Below are 24,896 nucleotides of genomic sequence, written 5' to 3'. Positions count from 1 at the left end.
GATGCGGTGGCCGGACGGGGAGCGCACGCGCCCCGTCCGGCCGCCTCGGCCGTTCCGGGCTCGCCGGATCTGCCGGGTGTTTCGATCGTTCCGCCCGTCGGCGTGACCGGCCGCCGGGCGGCCCCATTCCACCTGCACAGGGAGATGGATCATGTACGACTACGACCTCCTGGTCGTGGGATCGGCCAACGCCGACCTGGTGATCGGTGTCGAGCGGCGGCCGGGGGCCGGGGAGACCGTGCTCGGCTCCGACCTGGCCGTGCATCCGGGCGGCAAGGGCGCCAACCAGGCCGTCGCGGCGGCCCGGCTGGGGGCGCGTACGGCGCTGCTGGCGCGGGTCGGCGACGACGGCCACGGGCGGCTGCTGCTGGACTCGCAGCGCGCGGCCGGGGTCGACACGGCGGGGGTGCTGGTCGGCGGGGCGCCGACCGGGGTCGCGCTGATCACGGTGGACCCGTCGGGCGACAACAGCATCGTGGTGTCGCCGGGCGCCAACGGGCGGCTGACCCCCGAGGACGTGCGGGCGGCGGACGCGCTGCTGCGGGCCTCGCGGGTGGTCTCGGCGCAGTTGGAGATCCCGTTGGAGACGGTGGTGGAGGTCGTACGGCGGCTGCCGGAGGGCACGCGCTTCGTGCTGAACCCGTCGCCGCCGCGGGAGTTGCCGGCCGAGGTGCTGGCCGCCTGTGATCCGCTGATCGTCAACGAGCACGAGGCGCGGGTCATCGTCGGCGGTGACCCGGCGGGCTCGCCCGCGCCGGAGGACTGGGCGCGGGCGCTGCTGGCGCTCGGGCCGCGTTCGGTGGTGGTCACGCTGGGCGCGGAGGGGGCGCTCGTCGCCACCGCCGAGCAGAGCGTGCGGGTGGCGGCCGTGAAGGTGGACGCCGTGGACACCACGGGGGCCGGGGACGCGTTCACGGCGGCGCTGGCATGGCGGCTGGGGGCCGGCTCGGAGCCGGCCGAGGCCGCCGCCTACGCGGCCCGGGTGGGGGCCGCCGCCGTCACCAGGGCCGGGGCGCAGGTGTCGTTCCCGACCGCGGAGGAGGTCGCGGCGCTGTGAAGCGGGCCGGGATACTGAACCGTCATCTGGCGGGTGCCCTCGCCGAGTTGGGGCACGGGCACGGAGTGCTGGTGTGCGACGCGGGGATGCCGGTGCCGGACGGGCCGCGGGTGGTCGACCTGGCGTTCCGGGCCGGGGTGCCGTCCTTCGCGCAGGTGCTGGACGGGCTGCTCGACGAACTCGTGGTCGAGGGTGCGACCGCCGCGCGCGAGGTCCGGAGCGCCAACCCGGAGGCGACGGCACTGCTGGAGGACCGCTTCCCCGACCTGGAACTGGTCTCCCACGAGAAGCTGAAGGAGCTGTCGGCCGGCGCGCGGCTGATCGTACGGACCGGCGAGGCCCGGCCGTACGCGAACGTGCTGCTGCGCTGCGGGGTGTTCTTCTGAGCGGGTCGTTTCTGAGCGGGTCGTTTCTTCTGAGGGCGTCGCTGCTGAGCGGGTCGCTTCTGCGAGCGGCGGGCGCGAACGTTTCGAGGGGCCCGGTCCACTGGACCGGGCCCCTCGGCTTTCCCCTCCCGTCAGGACTCCCGCGATCCCCCCGGATCCCCCACCGGAACGTCCTGATGCCACTTACGACACACGGAGTGCCGGAAGGGTTGCACCGGGTGCGGAAATTCTTTGGTATGCCAACGCGGGGCGGTGATGCGACGGCGGAGTCGGCGGCACAAGACTGTTCGAATTATGTCCCGATGATGTCACTTCACCGGCAAGTGCGTTGCGGGTGCAACGGGTTGTGGGAGAGCATGTTCGAGACGTAGGTGAACCGGACACACGGGGGTGGACACGACGTGAAGTTCGACATGGGGTCGACGACCCTGGCGGACCTCGGCAAGAGCACGCTCGGATCGAGCGACGACCTCGGGACCCTGATCCAGCTGCTGATCAGCGCGGCGGAACCGCTGGAGGGCAAGTTCAACGGCGCGGGCAAGCTGGCGTTCGACTCGTTCAAGAACCGCGCGGACGAGATCACCGCCGATCTGAACGGCTCGCTCGCCGCGATCCTGGGCGGTCAGTCGGGCATGGACAACGCGTTCGGCACCGGTGACGTGGAGTCCCAGGACAACGCCAACCAGAACATGGGTCTGGCCAACTTCGACGCCGCCCGCTTCGGCGCCCGATAAGCAGCAACGAGGGGGAAGTACTCATGGCTCAGAACCAGGACCGCCGTTCGTACGACACCGGCGCCTCCGGCGAGGTGCAGACCGCGCTCGGCACGATCGTGGGACAGCTGGAGCGGGTGCTCGGCGACCGTGACGCCGCCGTCAAGGCCGCGATGACCGAGTTCCAGGCCGACGGCGTCTCGGACGACTACCACGGCAAGGAAGAGCGCTGGAAGAAGGCCGCGGGCGAGGTCCGCGAGATCATCCGCCTGGTACGCACCACGCTCGAACAGAACGACGGCACCGCCCAGTCGACACTGGCGAAGGCTCGCGCGGCGGTCGACCAGATCGGCTGACCGGGCGGATCGGCCGACCGGCGGATCGACTGACAGAGAAGTGAACGGGGTTCCGTAGCCGTGGCAGCGCAGGATTACGACAGCCAGTTGCTGGAGTCGGTGTCGGTGCGGCGTCGACGGCTGCGGGACGCCCTGCTGTTCGGGGCGCAGCGGCAGCGGCGCTCGGTGGACGAGCGGATCGGGAAGATCTTCACCGGGATCGTCATCGCGGCGGTGCTGTGCGCGGGGTGTGTGGGGTGGTCCTTCGTGTCGAACCGCATCATCGGCAAGAGCCCGTACGGGGGTTCGGTGCAGCCGTCCAACACCCCCTCCCCCTCTGTTTCCACAGCGGTTTCCACAGCCCCGACCAGCACTTCTACCCGGTGATAGGTTCGATCGCGTGATGTCTACGGGGACGTTGGGGCAGGCCGCGGGCGGGGCGCGGACCGCGCTCAGCCGGGTCACGCTGGTCGGTGAGCGGCGGCGGGTGGATCTCGTGCTGCCCTCCCGCGAACAGGTCGGACTGCTGCTGCCGGAGATCATGCGGCTGCTGGACGACCGGGTCGGCCGGCAGCCCGAGTTGCGGCATCTGGTCACCGCGGACGGTTCCGCGCTGGCCCACGACAGCACGCTGGAGTCGGCCGGGGTCGCGGACGGGGCCGTCCTGCGGCTCGTGCGGGCCGAGGACGCGCCCTCGGCGCCCGTCGTGCACGACGTCACGGACGAGGCGGCCGACGATCTCGACGCCCGCGGAGGGCGCTGGCGGCCGGCCGCGCGCCGGGTGACCGCCGGGTTCGCCACGGTCGGCTGGGCCGTGGCCGCCGGGGTGTTCGCACGGACCGCGTACGAGCCCGGGGTGGTCGCCGCCACGCTGCTGGGCGTCGCGCTGGTGGCCGCGCTCGCGGGCGCGCTGCTGGGGCGGGCCGGGAAGCGGGGCCTGGCGACGACCCTGATCGCGACGGCGGGTGCGCTGGGGCTGCTCGGCGCGTGGACGTCGGCGGAGGCCCAGGACTGGTCCGGGACGGCGCAGGTCGCGGCCCTGGCCACGGCCGGGGTCGGCACGCTCGCCCTGCTCGGGCTGTTCACCCCGCTCGGGCGGGGTGGGCTGGTCGGGGCGGGGGCGCTGGGCGGGATCGCGGTCTGCTGGCTGGGGGTCGCCGCGGCCGTGTCGGGAGCGGTGTCGGCGCCGGAGCAGGCCGAGGTGGGCGCCGTTCTCGCGGTGGTCTCCGTGGTCGTGCTCGGGCTGCTGCCCCGGCTGGCGCTGATGGCGTCGGGCCTCTCCGGCCTGGACGACCGGCGTTCCGGCGGCACCTCCGTGAGCCGCTTCCAGGTGTCGGCGGCGCTCACCGCCACTCACCGGGGGCTGGCGCTGGCGACGGTGACGATGGCGGTCTCCGCGACCGTGGCCGGGGTGTTCGCGCTGCGCGCGCCCACGAAGTGGACGGTGCTGCTCGCCGTGGTGACCATGGTCGTCCTCGCGCTGCGCGCGCGGGCGTTCCCGCTGGTCGCCGAGGTCGTGGTGCTGCTCGCCGCGGCGGCCGTGCTCGCGGTGCGGCTGGTATCGGCGTGGCTCGACCACTCCGGCGGGGCGGCCGGTCCGCTCGCCGTCCTCGTCCTGCTGGCCGCCCTTCCGCTGCTGGTGCTCGCCGTGCAGCCCGCCGAGCACGTACGCGTACGGCTCCGGCGCTTCGGCGACACCCTCGAATCCATCGGCGTCATCACTCTGTTCCCGCTGCTCATCGGAGTGTTCGGCGTGTACGGACGACTGCTCGACACGTTCGCTTAGGAGTTGGGGGCCGCACATGGCGCAGGCAGGGGACTGGCAGCGGGATGTGCTGCGCGAGCTGGGCCGGCAGGAACCGGCACCCGGGGGCGACCACACCGCCCCCGCCCCGCCGGCGCCCCCCGCCCGACGGGGCGAGCCGACGCTGAGGCTCGTGCGGTCGGTGCCGCCCGAGCCGACGGACGGGCCCGGGGAGGCGGATGGGCCTGGGGTGGTGAACGGGCCCGGAACGGTGGGTGTGCCTGGAGCGGCGGGCGTGCCCGGGTCGGCGGATGGGTCCGGAGCGGCGGGCCTGCCCGGGCCGGCGGATCGGTCCGGAGGGGCGGTGGCGCCCGGCGCGGCTGGGCAGCCGGGGTTCGCCGTGAGCGAGAGGTCCGCGCGGCCGGTACCGGGGTACGGCCCGGCGGCCGGAGAGGCGCCGGGGCCTGGCGCACAACCGCCGAGGCAGGCTGTGCCGACCGCGCAGCCCCCCGCACAGCCGGGGCACGGTACCTGGCCGTCGGGACAGGGCACGCCCGGCACACAGCAGCCCGTACAACCGGAGCCCACCGCACAGCAGCCCGGGCGGCAGGCACCCGCCGCGCAGCCGCAGCACGGCGCCTGGCCGCCGGTACAGGCAACCCCCCTCGGGCATCCGCCCGTACAGACGACACCCACCGAACAACCGCCGATTCCGCACTCCCCCACCGCACAACCGCCGGTGCAGCAGGCACCCGCCGCGCAGACGCCAGGCGGGGTGTCCGGCGCTGTGATGCGCGGCTCCGCCGCTCAGCCGCCGGAGGTGCCCGGTGGGGACGTGGCACCGGAGGCCGGGGCCTCCCCCGCCGCTCCCGCGCCCCGTGGTTCCCGGACACCCCAGACCCCCCTGCGTGCCCCCGACTCCGTGCCCACGATCGACCCCCGGCTCGCGCACGCGCTCGGGCGGCCGCAGCACGGGGACTCCGTGGTGCGGCGTACGGGGCGGTCGATCCGGAAGCTCGCCTCCTCCGCCGCGCAGGACGTGGCCGAGGAGACGCGGATCGCGCGGGAGTTGCAGCAGCCGGTGACGACCGGGCGGGTGATCGCCGTGACGTCGATCCGGGGCGGGGTCGGCAAGTCGACGACGGCCGCGCTGCTGGGGCGGACGTTCAACCACTACCGGCACGACCCCGTGCTCACGATGGAGGCGGACGCCGCCCTCGGGACGCTGCCGGTGCGGATGGGCGCCGACTCGGTGCGCTGGGCCGCGGCCGATCTGGCGCGGATCCTCAACCCGGCGATGCAGCTGACCGATGTCACCGGGTACCTGGTGCCGGTGTCCGACGGCGGCTGGCTGCTGCCCGGAAGCCAGGGCCGGGTCGGGGCCCCGCTGGACATCCGCACGTACCGCACGGTGACCCTCGCCCTGCGGCGCTACTTCGCGGTGACCGTGGTGGACTGCGAGACCCTGCCGGGCGAGGTGGCCCGTACGGCGATGGACACGGCCCACGCGCGCGTGGTCGTCGCGCCGATGACCGCCGAGGGCGTCAACGGCACCCGCCAGGTCCTGGACTGGCTCGGCCAACTGCCCCACGCCGCCCTCGGCTCGACCGTCGTCGCGCTGACCGCCAACTCCCCGGACGTCACCCTCGACCGCGACACGGCCGTCGCCCACCTCAAGGAGTCCGGCGTCCATGTCGTCCCCGTCCCCTACGACCGCCATCTCGCCCAGGGCGGCCCCATCCGGACCGCGCTGCTGGGCCGGGAGACCCGGGCGGCGGCGATCACGCTGGCGGCGGAGGCGATGACGCGAGCGGTGCGGATGCGATGAGCCCGGCCCGCATCGGAAAGACACGAGAAGGGGTCCGTCGGTGACCCAGCAGTTGATCCACCGGCCCGCGCGGAGCACCCGGCCGCTCGGAGCCGCCGGAGCCCGCACGATCGAGCCGCCGCCGAACCTCCCGGAGGGCAAGGCGGGTACGGCGGCGACCGCGCTGCTGCCGATGGCGGGCGTCATGGGCTCGGTCGTGATGATGACCGTGATCCGCAACAGCCAGTTCGCGGCGCTCGGCGCGATCGTGCTGGTGTTCGCGCTGCTCGGCGCGGTCGCCCTCTTCCTCTCCCAGCGCGGCAAGGCCCAGCGCACCCGGCGTACGCAGCGGGAGCGGTATCTGGAGTATCTGGAGGAGCTGCGCGAGGAGTTCGGGGCCGAGGAGCGGGAGCGGCGGGCGCTCGCGCGGGTGCTGAACCCGCCGCCGGAGGCGCTGTACGACCTGGTGCGCGACCCCGCCCGGCTGTGGGAGCGGCGGCGGCAGGACCCGGACTTCCTGCGGGTGCGGGTCGGCACCGGTGACGTCCCCGTGGCGGACCTGGCCATCGGGCAGAACCAGGGCGGGGTGCTGACCCCGCCGGACCCCTTCATGCTGAACGAGGCCCGCGCGCTGCTGGCCCGCTACTCCGTGGCCAACGACTGCCCGATCACCGTGCCGTTGGACCGCGCGGGCAACGTCAGCGTGGTCGGCGACCGGGAGGGCGTACTGCGGGTGGCTCGCGCGCTCCTCGTCCAGGTGGCCGTCTCGCACGCGCCGGACGACGTCGCCGTGGCGCTCGGTGTGCCGGGCGAGCGGCTGGCGGACTGGGAGTGGGCCAAGTGGCTGCCGCACGTGCTGGACGCGCAGGAGCACGACGGCCCGGTGGCGGCCCGCCGGATCGCGCCGAGCCTGCCGCAGCTGGCCCGGCACTTCCGTCACGAGCTGGGCCGGCGCGCGTCGTACGCGGCCGAGGTGCGCCGGGGACTCGCCGACCGCAAGGCGCTGGCGCTGGCGTCCCGCATGCTCGTCGTGAGCGACGAGTACGGGGAGACTGCCGCCGAACTGCCCCGGCCCGACACCGCGGTGGCGCTGCCGGACATGGGGGTCACCGTGCTGCACCTGCTCGCGGAGCAGGTGCACGAGCCCGACCAGGTGTCGGTGCGGATCACCGTGCGGGGCGATCAGGTGGTGGTGGAGGACCTGCGCGCTCCGGACCCCCTGGCCATCGCGGCCCCCACCGCCGCCCCGCCCGCGCACGGCACCTCCGACCGGGTCACCGCCGCCGGTGCCGAGGGCCTCGCCCGGCTGCTTGCGCCGCTGCGGCTGTCCGCCGAGTCGGCCGCCGAGGGCACCCCGGTCACCGGCCCCGTCGACTTCCCCGGCCTCCTCGGCGTCGACGACCCGGCCGTACTGGATCTCCACGACCTCTGGGCACCCCGGGGCGAGCGTGAGTTCCTGCGCGTACCCATCGGCCTGACGGACCGTCATGAGCCGGTGCTGCTCGACCTCAAGGAGTCCTCGGAGCTGGGCATGGGCCCGCACGGGCTGTGCGTCGGCGCGACCGGGTCCGGCAAGAGCGAGCTGCTGCGCACGCTCGTGCTGGCGCTGGCCGCCACCCACTCCCCCGAGGACCTGGCGCTCGTCCTGGTCGACTACAAGGGCGGCGCGACCTTCGCCCCGTTCACCGGACTCCCGCACGTGGCAGGCGTGATCACCAACCTGGAGAACCAGGCCGGGCTCGTCGAGCGCGTCCACTCCAGCCTCGCGGGCGAGGTCAAGCGGCGGCAGCAGGTGCTCAAGGACGCGGGGAACGTGGCCGACATCGGGCACTACGCCGCCCTGCGCGCCACCCGACGGCCCGACCTCGAACCGCTTCCACACCTCTTCGTGGTGATCGACGAGTTCGGCGAACTGCTCACCGCGAAGCCGGACTTCATCGACCTGTTCCTCTCCATCGGCCGTATCGGGCGGTCCATCGGCGTCCACCTGCTGCTCTCCAGCCAGCGCATCGAGGGCGGAAAGCTCAAGGGCCTGGACACCTACCTCTCCTACCGGCTGGGGCTGCGCACGTTCTCCGCCGACGAGTCGCGGACCGTGCTCGACACGACCGACGCGTTCCATCTGCCGCCGCTGCCGGGCTTCGGCTATCTGAAGGTGGACACCTCCACGTACGAGCGGTTCAAGGCGGGGTACGTGTCGGGCGCGTACCTGGGCCCGGCGCTGGTGGCGCAGGCGGAGGACGCCCCCCTGGCCCGGCCGTATCCGACGTACAACACGCTCGACAGCGGGCCCGTCGAGGAGGTGGCCGAGGAGCCCCGGGCGACCAAGCGGGAGACCGGGCCGACGGTGATGTCGGTGATGGTGGACCAGCTCGCCTCCGCCGCCCGGCCGGTGCGGCGGATCTGGCTGCCGCCGCTGCCGGACGCGATCACGCTGGACGCGGCGGCCGGGCCCGTACGGGTGGACGAGCGGGGGCTGCGGCTGGCGTCCGCCGAGGGCCCGCTGCGGGTGCCGCTCGGGGTGCTGGACGATCCGGCGCGGCAGTGGCAGGGGCACTGGGTGCTCGACCTGACGGTCGCGGGCGGGCACGCGGCGGTGATCGGCGGCCCGCAGTCCGGCAAGACGACCCTGCTGCGGACCCTCGCCCTCTCGCTCGCCGCGACCCACACGCCCGCCGAGGTGGCCGTGTACGGGCTCGACCTGGTCGGCGGCGGGCTGTCCGCGCTCTCCGGGCTGCCGCACGTCGGCGGGATCGCCGGGCGGGCCGACCGGGAGCGCGCCGCGCGCACGGTCGCCGAGGTGCGGACGATGCTGAACGAGCGGGAGGAGCTGTTCCGGGAGCACGGGATCGACTCCGTCGACCAGCTGCGGCACCTGCGGGCGCGGGGGAAGCTGCGCGAGCTGGGGTCCACCGACGTCGTGCTGCTCATCGACGGGTTCGGGGCGCTGCGCGACGAGTTCGCCGAACTGGACGACACGGTCGTGGACCTGCTCAAGCGCGGCGGCGGGTACGGCATCCATGTCGTAGGCGGCATGCTCCGCTGGAACGACGTACGGATCGCGACGCAGTCGATGTTCGGGACGCGGGTGGAGCTGCGGCTGAACGACCCCAGCGATTCGAGCGTCGACCGCAAGCTGTCCGAGACGCTGTCGCCGGACACCCCGGGTCGGGTCCTGACCGACGGCAAACTGTTCGCGCAGGCCGCTCTGCCCCGCCTCGACGGACGGCCGTCGACCGGCGATCTCGCTCCGGCGCTGGAGGACGCGGCCCGGACGATCCGCTCCACCTGGCACGGTGAACTGGCCGCGCCCGTGCGGGTGTTGCCGACCCGGCTGCCGTCCGGCCGGCTGCCGTCGGTGGTCGCCGAGCCGCGCCGGGTGCCGATAGGGGTGGACCAGGACGCGCTGGCGCCCGCGGTGCTGGACCTCTTCGGCGCCGACCAGCATCTGCTGATCCTGGGCGACAACGAGTGCGGCAAGACGAACCTGCTGAAGCTGGTCGCCGCGCGGCTCGTGGAGCGGTACTCGGACGAGGAGCTGGTCTTCGGCGTCTTCGACCCCCGGCGCGGGTTGCGGGGTGTGATCCCGGAACCGTACCGGGGCGGGTACGCGCACAACGCGAAGCTGGCGGCGGGTCTGTCGAGCGGGATCGCGGGCGAGCTGGAGAAGCGGATGCCGCAGAGCGCCGACCCGGACGCGCCGGGCGACGAGCCCGCGTTCACGGGTCCGCGGATCGTGATCCTGGTCGACGACTACGACATCCTCACCACGGCCGGGCAGCAGCCGCTGGCTCCGTTCCTGCCGTACGTCTCCTCGGCGCAGGACATCGGGCTGCACTTCGTGATCACCCGCCGGGTGGCCGGCTCCTCCCGGGCGATGTACGAGCCACTGCTGCAGACCCTGCGCGAGACCGGTACGGCCGCGCTGCTGATGACCGGTGAGCGCAGCGAGGGACAGCTCTTCCCCGGCCTGTACGCCTCGGCGCAGCCGCCGGGGCGGGGCACGCTGGTCCGCCGGGGGCGGGCCCACCAGTTGATCCAGACGGCACTCGACAGCGAGGAGGGCGACCGCCCGTGACCAGGGACGTCATCGCGCTCACCCCGAAGATGCCCGATGTGTGGGCCCTCATGACGAGTCTGTACGCCGGCGGCTCCGACCTGGACCTGTCGGCGGCGGCCGAGGGCGCGGTCGTCCAGCTGCACGGGCCGGGCGGGCGTCCGCTGGTGTCGGTGGAGTCGCCGGTGCTGGTGCAGGTGCCCGGTGAGGCGGAGCGGCTGCTCGGACAGGCCGTGCGGGCCCCGTTCTGGTGGACGGAGGCGCGGGCGTCCACGGCGGTGCCGGAGGCGGAGCGGCTGGCAGGGGTGGTGTGCGGGCGGCTCAACGCCCTGCTGGGGGGCTCCACCTGGCCGCCCGGCGCGGCGAGCACCAAGGCGGTGGACGTGTCCGCCGTACCGTCGGCGGGGGCGGGGCAGCCCGCCGTGGACGTGGTGACCGAGCACGCGGCCGTCGTCCTCGTCGACCGGCCGGTGGTGGCCCTGACCAGCTGGCTCGCGGAGATCATGCGGACGGCGGTGGCGTCCCGGCGGTCCCTGCAGATCGTCACGCCGCGCGGCGTACGCCTGACGCCCGTCGCCCGTACGACGCTGGCGCGCGTCCCCCACCGCTGGGTCGTCCAGGACCCGGAGTGCGGGTATTACGACGGTCTGTCGGGGGCGGTGCTGCGGTGGCGGGACGGGGCGTTCTCGCCCGCGTTCGCCGAGGACGGGACGGCGGCGGTGGCCGCCGCGTTCACGCGCCCGGCGGACGTGCCGGAGAAGGACACGGCGGGCGGCCCGGCGGACCAGGCGCCCGGACGGCAGCTGATCGTCGCCCTCCGTGCGGTGCACCGGCCGGACGAGCGGCTGTTGCTGGGCGGCGCGCTGGAGGCGGCCTGGCGGGAGCTGACGGGGGCGGCACCGGCGGGCTGGGGCACGGCCGAGCCGGTCAACCTCCCCTGGTCGCGACGGCAGTTGACCGACCTGACCCGGGAGCGGGCGCCCGAGCCGTCGCAGCTGGTCGTCGTCGGCGCCCCCGAGCGGCCGGCCATGGCGACGGTCCGGGTGACGCGGACGACGAAGGGCGTGGAGGAGGACGCGGTCCTGATCCTCGGGTACGCGGCGGGTGAGGAGCCGCCGCTGGACCGGATCGAGGCGCTGGCCGACACGCTGGTCCGGGAGCACGGGCTGAAGACCATGCTGACCTCGGTGCGTGCGGCGCGCGCCGACCTGACGACCGCGCCCCGCCTGGAGGGCCCGCCCCTGCCGGTGGCCTTCACGCTCGGCCCGGACGACGTGCACAGGATCGGCCTGGACCGGGCGCGGCGGCCCCCGGTCGAGGTCCGTGCCGTCCCGCTCGGCCCGGCGGCCCGTCCGGCGCTGCACTACCCCCTCGGGGACGGCGCGGACACCGAGGCGTGGGGGCGGCTCCAGCAGCTGACAGCACATCTGAAGGGCGATCGTTCCCAGCCATCCGCCGCTGTTCAGCGCGGGTGACTCGCGTCACTGACACAACGACCACTACGAGCAGTACGAGCTCTGACGGATTCGGCATTTACCGGCCTGACCTGGGTCCCTAACCTCCCGGCAACAGCTGCCAGCAGGCACGCGCCAGGAGGAGAACCATGGCCAGATCCAGCCACATCGGCACCGGGTACACCGCCGTGCCCGTCACCACGACGGCACCCGCGCACCGGCGTCCCGTCCGCCGCCCCCTCACGGCGGCGTTCGCCGCGACGCTCGCGCTCGGCACCCTGGCCGCCTGCGGCGGCGGTGACACCGACGCACCGAAGGTGGCGGAGAACAAGATCTCGGCGGGCAAGGTGCCGGACTACTACCCGGCGGACTACGCCGACCTGATCGCGGCCGCGGAGAAGGAGGGCGGCAAGCTCACCGTCTACTCCAACCTCGGCGACGAGAACATGGCGCCGATCGTCCGGGACTTCAAGAAGAAGTACGGCTTCGTCAAGACGGTCTCCGTCAACGAGCTGGACAGCGACGAGCTGTTCCAGAAGACCCTGTCCGAGAACGCGGCCGGTTCCTCCCCGGCGGATGTGCTGATCTCCAGCGCGGCGACCGCGTGGTCGGACTTCGCGGCCCGCAAGGACACGGTCCTCACGTACAAGTCGCCGGAGCTGAAGGAGCTGGGCGAGAGCGCCGAGCTGCTGCCGAGCGTGTACTCGCTGTCGCAGGACCCGATGACGATCGCGTACAACACCTCGCTGATGGAGACCCCGCCGACCACTCTGACGGACTTCGCCGAGATCGTGACTGGGGACGAGGGCAAGTTCAAGAACAAGGTGACGGTCCGCGACCCGGAGGGCTCGTTCGGCTTCACCGTCACGCGGGCGCTCACCGAGGGCAATCCGGAGGCGTGGGACGACCTGGAGAAGATCCTGCCGCTGACCCGCCCGGAGACCTCCTCCGGCACCCAGCTGGAGAAGATCGTCGCCGGTGAGTACACGGCCGGCTTCCTGATCAGCGCCTCCCCCGCGTACCCCGTGGTGGAAGACAGCGCGGGTCTTGTGAAGATCGTCTTCCCGAAGGACGGCACGGTCGTCCTGCCGCGCGGCATGGGCATCGCCGCCGAGGCGCCGCACCCGGCCACCTCGAAGCTCTTCATGGACTTCGCCCTCTCCGAGGAGGGCCAGCGCGCGGTCGCCGAGGGCGGTCTCGCCTCGTACCGCGACGGTGTGAAGGGCGAGGGCCTGCACACCTACCAGGAGGTCGTGGACGCGGTCGGCGAGGAGAACATCATCCACGTCGAGTACGAGCCGGTCTCCAAGGAGGACTCCGCGGCCTGGCAGGAGCGCTTCGACGGACTCCGCAAGTAGCCCCGCGCAGGAAGCCTTCCGGGACGATCGGAGTCACCTCACATGTCCACCCTCACCCAGCCGCCCCGCACACCGGCCGGCGCGTCACCCACGGAAACGTTCAGGCCGCCGCGCTACCGCCGCCCCCTCGGCATCGGACGGGACACGGCCGTCCAGTACACGGTCCTGGCGTTCCTCGCCGTGCTGGTGCTGGCCCCGATCGTCCCGACCCTCTACCAGAGCATCCGCAACCGCCCGCTCTACGAGGCGGGCGGGGCCTTCACCCTCAGCGGCTACACCGACCTGTTCACCAAGGCAGGCTTCGGTGAAGTCGCCCTGAACACCCTGCTGTTCGCCTCGCTGACGACGCTCCTCAGCCTGGCGATCGCCATCCCCATGGCAATCGTGGTGGTCCGCACGAAGCTGCCGGGCGGACGGCTGATCGCCCTCGCCATGCAGTGGCCGTTCTTCATCTCGTCGCTGATCCTGGGCTTCGGCTGGATCATCATGTACGGCCCGGCCGGGTTCGTCAGCGTCAAGGTGCAGCAACTGCTGGGGTCGGTGCCGTGGAACCTGTACTCGATCCCCGGCATGGCGCTCACGGAGGCCGTGGCGCTCGCCCCGATCGCCTACGTCTTCTGCGCCAACGCTCTCAGGCAGTCGGACGCCTCGCTCGAATCGGCCGCCCAGGTCTGCGGGGCGGGTCCCTTCCGGATCCTCGCGCAGGTGGTCGTGCCGCTGCTGCGGCCCCCGATCGTCTACAGCGCGATCCTCGTCTTCTCGGTCTCCATCGAGACGCTGAGCGTGCCACTGCTCTACGGCCAGCCCGTCAGCATCGACGTCTTCTCAACCTTCCTGTACCACAACGGACTTCAGTCGGTGGACCCCGACTACACGATGCTCGGCGCGGCCTCGACCGTGATCCTCGTGGTCACCCTGAGCCTGGTCGCCGTCCAGGCGAAGCTGCTGAAGGACGCGGCCCGGTTCGTGTCCGTGCGCGGCAAGGTCACCCGGCCGCGCAAGCTGGACCTGGGCTGGCTGAAGTGGGTCAGCATCGCGTGCATCTGGTTCTACGTGATCGTGGGCGCGCTCGTCCCGATCGCCGGCCTGGTGATGCGGTCCTTCACGCTCGTGTTCACGCCGCTGCAGTCGCCGTTCAGGACGGTCACGACGAAGAACTACGAGCTCGTCTTCGACTCCGACAACTACGTGCAGTCTCTGTACAACAGCATGATCGTGGCCGGGGTCGGTTCGGTGGTCGTGAGCGCGCTGGCCGTGTTCGCGGTGATGGTGGCCCGGCGGTCCACGTTCCGCTTCGGCCGGGCGGTGGAGTATCTGGCCCTGATCCCGCAGTCCCTCCCCGGCATCATCATCGGTATCGGCTTCTTCTGGGCCTTCGCGCTGGCGCCCTTCGGGATGGGCTCGGTCCTCCAGGGCACGATCTACGCCGTCGTCATCGCTTTCGGCATGCGGGCCCTGCCCAGCGCGTTCGGCTCGGTCGCCCCGGCGATCATGCAGATCGGCGGCGAGCTGGACAACGCGGCCCGGGTCTCCGGCGCCGACTGGCTGATGACCTTCTTCCGCGTCCTACGGGCCCTGATCACCCCGGCGTTCGCGGGCGCGCTGATCCTCACCTTCGTGATCATGCTCAAGGAGTACTCCCCGGCCGTCTTCCTCTCCTCGGCCGACAACAACATCCTCGGCACCACCATGCTCAGTCTCTGGACGCAGGGCAGGGCCGGATCCGTCGCCGCGCTGGCCACCCTCCAGATCGGCATCACCGCGGTCTTCGTCGCACTCGCGGGACTGCTCATGAAGGGAAAGCACCATGCCTGAGGTGACCGTCAAGAACCTCGCCAAGACCTTCGGCGACAACTCCGTCCTGCGGGACGTCACCTTCACCATCGAGGACGGCGAGTTCTTCACGCTGCTCGGCGCGAGCGGCTGCGGCAAGTCGACGACGCTGAACTGCATCGCCGGTCTGGAGCAGCCGACGGAGGGCTCGATCGCGGTGGGCGGCAGACCCTTCGTGGACGCGGGCGCGGGCATCTTCCTTCCTCCCGAGGAGCGCAACCTCGGCATGGTGTTCCAGTCGTACGCGCTGTGGCCGCACATGACCATCGCGAAGAACCTGGCCCTGCCGCTCAACATCCGCAAGGTGCCCAAGGAGAAGCAGAGGACGCTGATCCACGACGCCCTCGACAAGGTGGGCCTGGCCGCTCTCAGCGGCCGCTACCCGCACCAGCTCTCCGGCGGCCAGCAGCAACGCGTGGCCCTGGCACGGGCGTTGGTGTACTCCCCCACGGTCCTGCTCCTGGACGAGCCCCTCTCCAACCTGGACGCCAAGCTGCGCGAGCAGGCCCGCGCCTGGCTCAAGCGGCTCCAGGAGGAACTGGGCATCACCACCGTCTACGTCACCCACGACCAGGACGAGGCCCTCGCGCTCAGCGACCGGATCGCGGTCATGGAGGGCGGCAACATGATCCAGATCGGCACCCCGCACGAGATCTACGAGAAGCCCGCCGCGCCGGCGGTGGCGGCCTTCGTCGGCCGCTGCAACTTCCTCACCGGCAAGGTCGTGAGCGTCGACGGCACCCGGCACACCGTGCTCCTCGACGCCGGCGGGGAGGTCGTACGGGTCGACAGCGACCGGCGCGTCCCGACCGGAGACTCGGTCACGGTCGCGGTGCGCCCCGAACGCCTGGAGGTCGTGGCTTCGGCCGAGACCCCGGCCGGTATGAACAGGCTCGACACCCAGGTCATCACCAGCTCCTACGTCGGCTCCCGCTACGAGTACGACGTGCGCCTCGGCGACCAGGTGGTGCAGGTGCTGAGCGGCAACGGAGGGCTGGCGGGCGAGGTGGCGCTGGTCTTCGACCCGGGGCATGCGCTGCTGTACGCGGACCGGGTGGAACTGCCGGAGGATCAGCGGGAGTTGCTGACGGTGGCCACGTGACAGTGGCGGAGGTCGGGACCCTCACCGCCCGGTCACCGGGGGTCCCCCGGTGGGATGCCGAGGGCCCGGAAGATCTCCGCGGCCTCCTGGCGGTACGGGGCCGGGTCCTCCTCCCCGGTCGCGGCGACGGCGCGGCCGAGGACGTCGAGGGTCTCGGCCTGGGCCCTGCGGTGGCCGGTGCCACGGTGCACCGCGAGGGCGTCGCGGGCGCGGGCGGCGGCGGTGGCCGCTTCGCCGTGCAGCAGTTCGGCACGGGCCAGGGCGGTGAGGGCTTCGCCCTCCACCAGCAGGTGTTCCGTGCCGCGGGCGATCTCCAGCGCGCGGGAGACCTGCTCCCGGTCGGGTGGGTCGGTGACGGCGGCCAGTCCGATCAGGGCGCGTGCCCGGAGGTCGTCCGCGCCGGCTTCCTCGGCCAGCTTCAGCACCTCCTGGTAGACGGCGTCCGCCTCGTCGGCGCGGCCGAGGGCGAGCAGAACGCTGCCGAGGACGGTACGGACGCCCGCGCGGTAGTAGTAGTGCTCGCGGTCCTGGTCGGTGAGGTCGGTGGCGGTCGTCGCCAGGTCCAGGGCTGTGGTGAGGTTACCGGTATCGCGGTGGACGGACGCCTGGAACCGCAGCACATACGCCTCGCTGTCCTGTTCGCCGCTCTCCCGGGCCATCGTCAGGGCGGTTGTCAGGTGGTGCGTCGCCTGCGCGCGATCCCCGAGGAGGTGCAGGGTGCGTCCGAGGTTGGCGTGGGTCTGGATCCGGTTGTGCCGGGAGTCGAGTTCCTTCGGGGCACGCTCGGCCCGCTGGAGACGGTCCAGGGACTCGGTCAGACGGCCCAGGTCGCGCAGCGCGATCCCGAGTGCGAGCAGGGCGACCGGGTGCCCGTCCGGCATGCCGTTGCGGCGGTCGATCTCCGTGGCGTGTTCCAGGTGCTCCACGCTGCGTTTGAGGCGGCCGACGAGCCAGGTCACCGTGGCGAGATTGGTGTGCGCGACGGCGAGGCCGTCCAGCCAGTCGGCCGACTCGGCGAGGACGAGCATCTGCTCGTACTGGGCGATCGCCGGTTCCAGGCGGCCCTGCACGAGGTCCGCGCCGCCGAGCAGGTTGCACATGGCGGCCTCGGCCACGGGCTCGCCGGCGGCACGGGCGGCGGCCTGGGCAGCCCGGCCGAGGGCCGCCCAGTCCACGACGTGCTTGCGGGTCCAGGAGTGGCCGATGAGGGTGTAGGCGAGCAGCCAGGAGGCGGGGTGGATCTCGGCGGCGGCCTGGTGGACGACGGCGGCGAGGTTGGGAAGTTCGTCGTCCAGCCAGCGGATCGCCGCGGCGGCGTCGGGGATGCGAAGCGGGGGCACGGCGTCACTGCGGCCGGCGCCACCGTCGCCACCGCCGTCGGCGTCACCGTCGGGGCCGGTGGGGGGCAGGGGGGCCTGGCCGGGGTACAGGAGTTGGGCGCAGTGGCCCGTGGCGGTCAGGAGCCAGCGGTACAGGGCGTCCGAGGCGGCACGACGGTCGGCGTCGGTCTCCTCCAGACGCAGCCGCTCGGCCGCGTACAGGGCCACCAGGTCGTGGCGGCGGTACCGGCCGGTCCGGTGCTCCCGCAACAGATGGGCGGCGGTGAGCCGTTCCAGCAGCCCGGCGGCCTGAGCGGGGGTAACGCCCGCGACGGCCGCGGCGGCGTCCAGACCGGCTTCCGGGCCTGGCACCAGGGCCAGCAGCCGGAACATCCGCCGGGCCGGGGCGTCGAGGGCGTGGTACGACAGGTCGAAGGCGCTCCGGACAGCGGTGGTGGCGTCGCCGGTGACGGACAGGGCGGTCAGCCGGTCGCCCTCGCGCAGTTCGGCCGCCTGTTCCCTGAGGCTGCGCCACGGGGTGTGGTCGAGGTTGGCGGCGATGATCCGCAGGGCCAGGGGGAGGTGCCCGCAGGCATGGGCGAGTTCGGCCGCTGCCTGCGGATCGGCGTCGACACGTGCCGCGCCGAGGGTGCGCAGCAGCAGTGTCCGGGACTCGTCGGGGCTGAGCAGGTCCACCCCGATACGCCGGGCGCCGTCGCGGGCGGCGAGGCCGGCCAGCCGGTCGCGGCTGGTGACCAGCACCAGACAGCCGGGCCCCCCGGGCAGCAGCGGCCGCACCTGCTCCGCGTCCACGGCGTTGTCCAGCACGACCAGCAGCCGCCGCTTGGCGGCCAGCGTCCGGTACAGGTCCGCCGCGGTCTCCGGCGTCCCCGGAAGGGCTTCCGCGGCCACCCCGAGCGCCAGCAGGAACCGGGTCAGCGCCTCCACCGGGCGCACCGGGCCCTCCGGCGAGTGGCCGCGCAGGTCCACGAAGAGCTGGCCGTCGGGGAAACGGTCACGCACCCGGTGCGCCCAGTGCACGGCCAGGGCGGTCTTGCCCGCTCCGGCGGGACCGGTCAGGGCGCAGATCCCGCTGCCTCCAGCGGGCCCCTCCCCGTGGGCGGTCAACAGCTCGTCCAGACGGGTCAGTTGATCGGCACGTCCGGTGAAGAAGGCGGCGTCGTACGGCAGCAGGGCGGGCGCGATCGACGGGACGGCGGGTGCTGGTGCTGGTGCCACGGTCGCCTCGGCGGGTTCTGGTGACACGGTCGCTTGGGCGGGTACCGGTGCCGGTGCCGGTGACACGGCCGCCTGGGCGGGTGCCGGTGGCACGGTCGCCTCGGCGGTGGAGGCCTGCGGTATCTCCATGCGCAGGACACGCAGATGGACGTCGGTCAGCTCCGGGCCGGGGCTGACACCGAGCTGCTCGTCGAGGCGGTCGCGCAGGGCCGTGTAGACGCCGAGCGCCGCGGCCTGCTCGCCGGAGGCGGCGAGCGCGAGCATCAGCCGGGCGTGGACCCCTTCGTGCAGGGGCTCCAGGTCGGCCGTCCGCCGAAGTTCGTGGACGGCGTTCTCCGTCGTACCGGCGGCCAGGGCGCTGTCCGCGTACGCCTGGACCAGGGACAGACGCAGCCGGGTCAGGCCGACGGCGGAGGGGTGCTCGCGCAACCCCGGCGCCATGCCCTGGAGGACGGGGCCGCGCCACAGCCGCAGGGCGGCCTCGGCCTGTGCGTATGCCTCGGCCCGGTCGGCGGGCTCGCCCCCGCCGTCGGCGAGGGCGGGCAGGGCGCGCGAGGCCAGGACGGTGAACCGCGCCGCGTCCGACTCCTCCTCGCCCAGGTCCAGTACGTAGCCCGTCCCGGTCCGGCGCAGTAGGCCGCCGGGCGGGTCCTGGGGGCGTGTCGCTTGGGTGAGCAGCCGACGCAGCCGGGCCACATAGGTGTGGACCATGTTCGAGGAGCTGGCCGGGGGTCGGCCGTCCCACAGGGTGTCGACGATCTCGTCCTGCGACACGACGCTGCCCGGATGCAGACCGAGCAGGGCCAGCAGGGTGCTCTGTTTCGCCGCGCCGGGTTCGGCGGGCCGGCCCGCCACCTGGAGCAGGAGGGGACCGAGGACGTCGAGCCGGAGCCGCCGTTCGTCGCCGGGCTCCGGCTCGATGTGCGGCCCCAGTACCTCCATGAGTCTGAGCAGCGAGGGACTGCGCGGTGACCGTGCCCGGCCGCGCTCGATCTCGCGGATGGTGCGGGTGCTGACCCCGGCGAGTTCGGCGAGCTGCGGCTGACTCAGACCCAGCTGCGCCCGACGGCCACGGAGCCAGGCCCCAGACTGCTCAGGCATGCACCCCTGCTTCTCCCCGCATCACCGCCGCCCGGCACCGTCGGCGGTCTCACCAAGCGGAACCTCCCGCCACGGATGGATGACAGTACGTGTGCGAGCCGTCGCCTGGGGAGATCGTTCTCCGCCAACAACCGGCCGAAAATCTTCATGCAGAAATAATCTGATGCCATGTCAACTCATTTCCCATACAGGCGACTTGTACAGCCGAACCGCGTCAGCACGCAGGACGGCTCCGCCGCATACGGCGGAGCCACCCATTCGAAGATCTACTTGCCGGCCAGCAGCTTGGTCACGATCGCGACGGCCTTCTCGGTCGTCAGGCCGCTCTTGCCTTCCTCGAAGCCCTCCCTGAACAGCAGCTTCGTCACGGCCACGGCCAGATTCGCAACAACGACCACGTTCACGACCGCGACCTTGTTAGTCGTCACGAAACTGATCGTGCCGGCGCCCACGCCAGAGTTGGTGTTCTTGCCGGTCACGATCACCGCACCGGAGCCGGTGTCCGTCTCGGTGACTTCCTTGCCGATGGTCGCGGCCATGGTGTCCAGCCGCTCCAGCCCGTCACGGACCCGGTACGGGTCACCCGAGGTGACATCCGCGCGGAACTCCTCTGCGAACCCCGACTCCTTCAGCGTGGCCAGCGCCAGAAAGACCTCCACCTCCCTGGGGGTCGCCCCGACAACCTTCCCCTGCACCAGCGCCAGATCCGGATACTGCTTGGCCACCACCCCCTCACCCATGAACCCCAAGATGATCTCCGCCGCCGTGTACCCCGCACACTGCTTATCCACCTGCTTCGACTGCACCGCCGCCCACGACACACCCGCCGTACCCGTCGACGCCACCACGCCCACGGCCACCGCGAGCGCCACCGCACGCGCCCCCATAACCAGTCGACCTCGGCCCTTACGCATGATGAGTCCTCATCTCTTGTCGAAATCGGTTTCCACACGACGCGGAGCGCCCCCGCCCAGAGACGACCGACCGGGGGCGATGCACGAAAGGGGGCGGTGCCCCAAGGGAAGTTCGGGCCGCCGAAGCGTCCCTCAGCCGGGAACGAGAGTCGTGTCCCGCAGCGATGTCTCGGGCGCCTCGTCGTCACGGGCCGCGCGCCGCGCTCGTAGCGCCGCGAGCCGGGGAAGGGCGAGGTTCGTGGTCGGAACCCGGTAGGCGATGACCAGGGCGCCGAACATGATGAAAGCGAAACTGAACAGGCCCATGAAGAGCGCTATCCCCGCGTGCAGGGCGATCCCCAGCCAGAGCGTCTTCCGGCGTACCTCGGCCTTCCAGAAGAGGGAGAACGCCAGGGCGAGTTCCATGACGAGGACTCCCCAGGTGAGGGCGGTGACCGTGTACGCGTTCTCCAGCAGGGGCTGCATCACGGGCTGCCAGAACGGCAGGAGACCGAAGAACGGATCGTTGAGCCAGTAGGCGAGCGCGGTACCGTCGGCCCACTCCGCCACGCCGAACTTCGCCACGGAGGACTGGAAATAGATGCCGGCCACCTGGATCCGGATGGCCCAGTGAGTGACGTAGCAGAAGGCGGCGGCGGAACGGCCGAGTTGCTTCGCGCCACCCTCGGTACTCCAGTGCCACTTTCTGTCGTCCACCAGCCCGAAAGGAACAATGGACAGAGTGAGAATCACAGCCACCGCGTCTCCGCCCTCCGGCAGACTGAGCGAGGAGGCGATGCTGAACGCGACCCACCAGTGCGGTATCACCCAGAACCTCGGCCGCCAGCCGATCACCACGGGGATCAGAACGGCTGCCAGCAGATAGCGACGCACCTCCGGACTCAGGGCGTCCCCGCCGACGCAGAATCCCGAGATCGCGGACAGCCCGTCGCAGTACGGGGCGTCCTTCATTCCGATGACGGGATGGAAAAGGGCCGCCGCCGGGGTGAGGAACAGTGTGGCGAACATGCCCACGGCCATCAGCGTGCGCATCAGACCGTACACATTGGTGCGTGGGTCGAACCGTTCGGCGGCTTCGGGCACCGCCGGGATCCTGATTCTCAGCACTGGATGTTCACCTCCGCCGCCTTCGTGACCCGATACTGGCCGTCTGTCAGCTTTCGCCAAGCCCATGGAATCGGTTCCTCAAGGGTGAGCACGGCCTTCCCGCACAGCGTCGGGATCGGAGAATCGTTGCGGATCTTCGGAGCCTTGCCGAGATCGTCGAGGCCGCAGTCGGAGACCGTGTACCCCTTACATTTCTTCCAGGCCCGCCCCGGTGCGGCATACATCAGGGTTGCCAGCTCGGGGCCCTGGGCCCGCGCTCTTCTGCTGGCCCCGAACAGATTGGACGCGGTCGCGTTGGGTCCGATGAGCAAGCTCCGTGGCGGCCCGTCGGTGGAAACCCGGTAAGCACCGTTCGTCATGCTCCGAGGGCTCTTCGTGAAGAACGACCAGCCCTGGGGCCACACCTTGCTGACGTACTGACGCGATGCGACAACTCCCGGCGACGTGACGGCCGAACTCGGCAGGGCCACCAGCAGCGACGTCACACCGACCGTTGCCCACAGAACGGCTCCGCCGAAGAAACCTATGCGAGACATGTCTCTCCACCCCCAAGGGCGGCTCCGCCGCACGCAGCAGAGCCGCCCTTTCGAAGATCTACTTGCCGGCCAGCAGCTTGGTCACGACCGCAACGGCCCTGTCGGTCGTCAGACCGCTCTTGCCTTCCTCGAAGTCCGCATTGAATGAGACCAAGATCACGGTGTTACGGTCGCCGGTGCGCGAGTCCACGGGCCCCTCGGTACCTTCCTTGTCCGCATTGAAGTTGACCAAGATCACGGTGTTACGGTCGCCGGTGCCCGGGTCCACGGGCCCCTTGGTGACTTCCTTGTGGATGGCCACGCCCATGGCGTCCAGCCGCTCCAGCCCGTCACGGACCCGGAACGGGTCACCTGAGGTGACATCCGCGCGGAACTCCTCGGCGAACCCCGGCTGCCGCAGCGAGGCCAGCGCCAGAAAGACCTCCACCTCCCTGGGGGTCGCCCCGACAACCTTCCCCTCCACCAGGGCCAGGTCCGGATACTGCTTGGCCACGACCCCCTCACCCATGAACCCCAGGATGATCTCCGCCGCCGTGTATCCCGAGCACTTCTGCTCCGCCTTGGTCAGCTGCTCCGCGTGCGTCGGCTGCGCCGACGCCCACGACATGTTCGCGGTGCCCACCGACGCCGCCACGCCCACAGCCACCGCGACCGCCACCGCGCGCGCCCCCACGACCAGACGTCCCTGATTCATGCGCATGATTTCCTCATCTCTTTTCGAATCGGCTTCCACACGACACGGAGCCCGCATCCATTCGGCTGCGGCGTCTCCGCTCCTCGACTCTAGAAAAACGGGGTCAACAGAAAGCTGGACGGATTCTTGACCCACCCACCACCCACCTGACCTGCAAAAACACACCCGCCGGCCCGCACACAGGCAACCGCACCGGCAATTCCTTGCCGGTAACCGGAACACGCTTACCGCGCTGCGGCAATTGACCAGCGGACCGGGTGACTCGATATCCGGCATGGCGAAAGGGGCCGCATCGGGATGCGGCCCCTTTCGTGGTCTTGAGTATCAGCAGCTGGAGGCGCCCCCCGGACGGTTGTTGAGGAGATACGGCTTGCCCATGTCCTTCAGGACGGCGGGCGGGCAGGTCTTGATCCACGCGTTCCCTGCGTCATGGTTCTTGACCTTCTTGTCACTGCAGTACTCGACGCGCTCCAGGGTCTTGAAGCACTGGAACGCCGGGTAACCGCCGGCCTCCGGGGACTCTTCACCGGAGCAGCTGAGGGCGTCATCCGGACGGTTGTTGAGGAGGTACACCTTGTCCTTGTCCTTCAGGACGTCGGGCGGACAGGTCTTGATCCACGCGTTCCCTGCGTCATGGTTCTTGACCTTCTTGTCACTGCAGTACTCGACGCGTTCCACGGTCTTGAGGCACTGGAACGCCGGGTAACCGCCGGCCTCCGGGGACTCTTCACCGGAGCAGCTGAGGGCATCATCCGGACGGGGGTCGCGAAGGTACGGCTTGCTGGTGACGCCCTTCAGGACGTCCGACGGACAGGACCAGATCCACGTGGCCCCTTCCGCATCGTTCGCGACCTCCATGTCACTGCAGTACTCGCCGCCCACGGTCTCGAAGCACTGGTAGGCCGGGTAACCGCCGTCCTTCGGGGGCTCCTCGCCGATGCCGGCGGCGAAGGTGGTTCCCGTCCCGGCGAGGAGGCCGGAGACGGTCAGAAGGGCGGCGGGCAGGACGCTGCGGATACGCATGGCTCTCCTGTGGGTGTGATCGGAGTGGGAATCGGGCCGATTTCTTCTGGGCTTCTCGCGAAGCCCCGTCGGTCGGCCGCTTTCTGAGGCAGAGTCTAGGAAGCGGCCCCACAGAAAAGGCTGAAGTCGTTCTGGATCAGTCGAACCAGTCTGCCTATAGCTGCTGACCTGTGAAAACGCCGCTCATTGCGTGCGGCGGCGCATCGTGACCGGCAAAGCAGAGCGAGGAAACCGGCAATCGCCCGGCAACGCACGGCAGGGGCACGATGCCGGCGGCTGGCCCGGAGACCTGGTAAGCACCGTTCGACCGGCCCTGGGACCACACCTGGCTGACGTACTGACGCGATGCGCCCCCTGGCGACGTGCCGGCCGAACTCGGCAGGGCCATGTCTTTTACCCATGCAAAGGGGCGGCTCCGCGTCACGAGGCGGAGCCGCCCCTTCGAAGACCTACTTACCGGCCAGCAGCTTGGTCACGATCACTACGGCCTTTTCGGTCGTCAGATCACTCGTGCCCTCCTCGAACTCCGCCTGCATGACGATGTAAATGGCGATGTTGGTCGCCCAGGTGGTCACAATGGCGCCGTCGCCCGCCGTGGAGAGCGTGCCGGAGCCCGTGCCCGGGTCCTGGGGCCCCTTGGCGACTTCCTTCCGGAGGGCCCGGGCCGTGGTGTCCAGCCGCTCCAGCCCGCCCCGGACCCGGAACGGGTCACCCGAGGTGACATCCGCGCGGAACTTCTCGGTGAACCCCGGCTCCCGCAGCGAGGCCAGCGCCAGAAAGACCTCCACCTCCCTGGGGGTCGCCCCGACAAGCTTCCCCTGCAGCAGCGCCAGGTCCGGATGCTGCTTGGCCACCACTCCCTCACCCATGAACCCCAGGATGATCTCCGCCGCCGTGTATCCCGCACACCGCGCATCCGCGGGCTTCGGCTGCGCCGACGCCGACGACATACCCGCCATACCCGTCGACGCCACCACGCCCACGGCCACCGCGAGCGCCACCGCACGCGCCCCCACCACCAGACGACCTCGGCTCTTGCGCATGAGTCCTCATCTCTTCTCGAATCGGGGTTCTGCACGACACGGAGCCCGCCCGCTCATCCGCTGCGGCGTCTCCG

Annotated in this window: 19 protein-coding genes; 12 read left to right on the top strand and 7 right to left on the bottom strand. The window is 71.5% G+C overall.

All coding sequences use genetic code 11. The annotated features are described in order from the left end of the window. Positions 1 to 151 precede the first annotated feature (151 nt). The 12 genes from ACZ6BB_RS07600 to ACZ6BB_RS07545 all read left to right on the top strand — a co-directional run bounded on the left by ACZ6BB_RS07600 (position 152) and on the right by ACZ6BB_RS07545 (position 15,846). Positions 152 to 1,057 (top strand): ribokinase, encoded by a 906-nt coding sequence (locus ACZ6BB_RS07600; RefSeq protein WP_471614384.1) that lies wholly within the window; start codon positions 152 to 154, stop codon positions 1,055 to 1,057. Then, a complete protein-coding gene (gene rbsD / locus ACZ6BB_RS07595; protein WP_471614383.1) occupies positions 1,054 to 1,443 on the top strand; it encodes a D-ribose pyranase in 390 nt (129 codons plus the stop codon). The genes ACZ6BB_RS07600 and rbsD overlap by 4 nt, the downstream gene beginning before the upstream one ends. 401 nt (positions 1,444 to 1,844) lie before the next feature. After that, on the top strand, positions 1,845 to 2,177 hold the full coding sequence (locus ACZ6BB_RS07590; protein WP_013003453.1) for a hypothetical protein: 333 nt from the start codon (positions 1,845 to 1,847) through the stop codon (positions 2,175 to 2,177). Between the two features lie 23 nt (positions 2,178 to 2,200). After that, positions 2,201 to 2,512, top strand: coding sequence for a pore-forming ESAT-6 family protein (locus ACZ6BB_RS07585; RefSeq protein ID WP_005486398.1), 312 nt, complete (start codon positions 2,201 to 2,203; stop codon positions 2,510 to 2,512). Positions 2,513 to 2,572: 60 nt separating this feature from the next. Further along, positions 2,573 to 2,878 carry a hypothetical protein gene (locus ACZ6BB_RS07580; RefSeq protein WP_471614382.1) on the top strand — a complete coding sequence of 102 codons (306 nt, stop codon included), beginning with the start codon at positions 2,573 to 2,575 and terminating at the stop codon, positions 2,876 to 2,878. Positions 2,879 to 2,894: 16 nt separating this feature from the next. Next, on the top strand, positions 2,895 to 4,277 hold the full coding sequence (gene eccD / locus ACZ6BB_RS07575; RefSeq protein ID WP_471614381.1) for a type VII secretion integral membrane protein EccD: 1,383 nt from the start codon (positions 2,895 to 2,897) through the stop codon (positions 4,275 to 4,277). Positions 4,278 to 5,010: 733 nt separating this feature from the next. Beyond that, positions 5,011 to 6,063 carry a type VII secretion protein gene (locus tag ACZ6BB_RS07570; protein ID WP_471614380.1) on the top strand — a complete coding sequence of 351 codons (1,053 nt, stop codon included), beginning with the start codon at positions 5,011 to 5,013 and terminating at the stop codon, positions 6,061 to 6,063. Between the two features lie 40 nt (positions 6,064 to 6,103). Beyond that, positions 6,104 to 10,120, top strand: a complete 4,017-nt coding sequence (eccCa, locus tag ACZ6BB_RS07565; RefSeq protein WP_471614379.1) for a type VII secretion protein EccCa — start codon at positions 6,104 to 6,106, stop codon at positions 10,118 to 10,120. Beyond that, positions 10,117 to 11,574 (top strand): DUF6177 family protein, encoded by a 1,458-nt coding sequence (locus ACZ6BB_RS07560; protein ID WP_471614378.1) that lies wholly within the window; start codon positions 10,117 to 10,119, stop codon positions 11,572 to 11,574. Before eccCa ends, ACZ6BB_RS07560 begins: the two co-directional genes overlap by 4 nt. A gap of 128 nt (positions 11,575 to 11,702) precedes the next feature. Continuing rightward, positions 11,703 to 12,911 carry an ABC transporter substrate-binding protein gene (locus ACZ6BB_RS07555; protein ID WP_471614377.1) on the top strand — a complete coding sequence of 403 codons (1,209 nt, stop codon included), beginning with the start codon at positions 11,703 to 11,705 and terminating at the stop codon, positions 12,909 to 12,911. Positions 12,912 to 12,953: 42 nt separating this feature from the next. Then, on the top strand, positions 12,954 to 14,726 hold the full coding sequence (locus tag ACZ6BB_RS07550) for an ABC transporter permease (protein WP_471614376.1): 1,773 nt from the start codon (positions 12,954 to 12,956) through the stop codon (positions 14,724 to 14,726). Continuing rightward, entirely contained in the window at positions 14,719 to 15,846 is a 1,128-nt protein-coding gene (locus ACZ6BB_RS07545) for an ABC transporter ATP-binding protein (RefSeq protein WP_471614375.1), read from the top strand. Before ACZ6BB_RS07550 ends, ACZ6BB_RS07545 begins: the two co-directional genes overlap by 8 nt. A 32-nt stretch (positions 15,847 to 15,878) precedes the next feature. Here ACZ6BB_RS07545 and ACZ6BB_RS07540 read toward each other — a convergent pair whose 3' ends face one another. The 7 genes from ACZ6BB_RS07540 to ACZ6BB_RS07510 all read right to left on the bottom strand — a co-directional run bounded on the left by ACZ6BB_RS07540 (position 15,879) and on the right by ACZ6BB_RS07510 (position 24,822). Next, complete coding sequence (locus ACZ6BB_RS07540) at positions 15,879 to 19,505, bottom strand: BTAD domain-containing putative transcriptional regulator (protein WP_471614374.1); 3,627 nt, start codon at positions 19,503 to 19,505, stop codon at positions 15,879 to 15,881. Positions 19,506 to 19,771: 266 nt separating this feature from the next. Further along, a complete protein-coding gene (locus ACZ6BB_RS07535; protein ID WP_471614373.1) occupies positions 19,772 to 20,377 on the bottom strand; it encodes a hypothetical protein in 606 nt (201 codons plus the stop codon). A 174-nt stretch (positions 20,378 to 20,551) separates the two neighbouring features. After that, positions 20,552 to 21,526, bottom strand: a complete 975-nt coding sequence (locus ACZ6BB_RS07530; RefSeq protein WP_471614372.1) for a sporulation-delaying protein SdpB family protein — start codon at positions 21,524 to 21,526, stop codon at positions 20,552 to 20,554. After that, positions 21,520 to 22,062 carry an SdpA family antimicrobial peptide system protein gene (locus ACZ6BB_RS07525; protein WP_471614371.1) on the bottom strand — a complete coding sequence of 181 codons (543 nt, stop codon included), beginning with the start codon at positions 22,060 to 22,062 and terminating at the stop codon, positions 21,520 to 21,522. The genes ACZ6BB_RS07530 and ACZ6BB_RS07525 overlap by 7 nt, the downstream gene beginning before the upstream one ends. A gap of 58 nt (positions 22,063 to 22,120) precedes the next feature. After that, positions 22,121 to 22,795, bottom strand: a complete 675-nt coding sequence (locus ACZ6BB_RS07520; protein ID WP_471614370.1) for a hypothetical protein — start codon at positions 22,793 to 22,795, stop codon at positions 22,121 to 22,123. 285 nt (positions 22,796 to 23,080) lie between these two features. After that, positions 23,081 to 23,779, bottom strand: coding sequence for a hypothetical protein (locus ACZ6BB_RS07515; RefSeq protein WP_471614369.1), 699 nt, complete (start codon positions 23,777 to 23,779; stop codon positions 23,081 to 23,083). Between the two features lie 449 nt (positions 23,780 to 24,228). After that, positions 24,229 to 24,822 (bottom strand): hypothetical protein, encoded by a 594-nt coding sequence (locus ACZ6BB_RS07510; protein ID WP_471614368.1) that lies wholly within the window; start codon positions 24,820 to 24,822, stop codon positions 24,229 to 24,231. Positions 24,823 to 24,896: the final 74 nt, after the last annotated feature.

The sequence above is a fragment of the Streptomyces sp. NPDC041108 genome, assembly GCF_055592645.1.
This window is presented reverse-complemented; position numbering and strand designations above follow the sequence as displayed.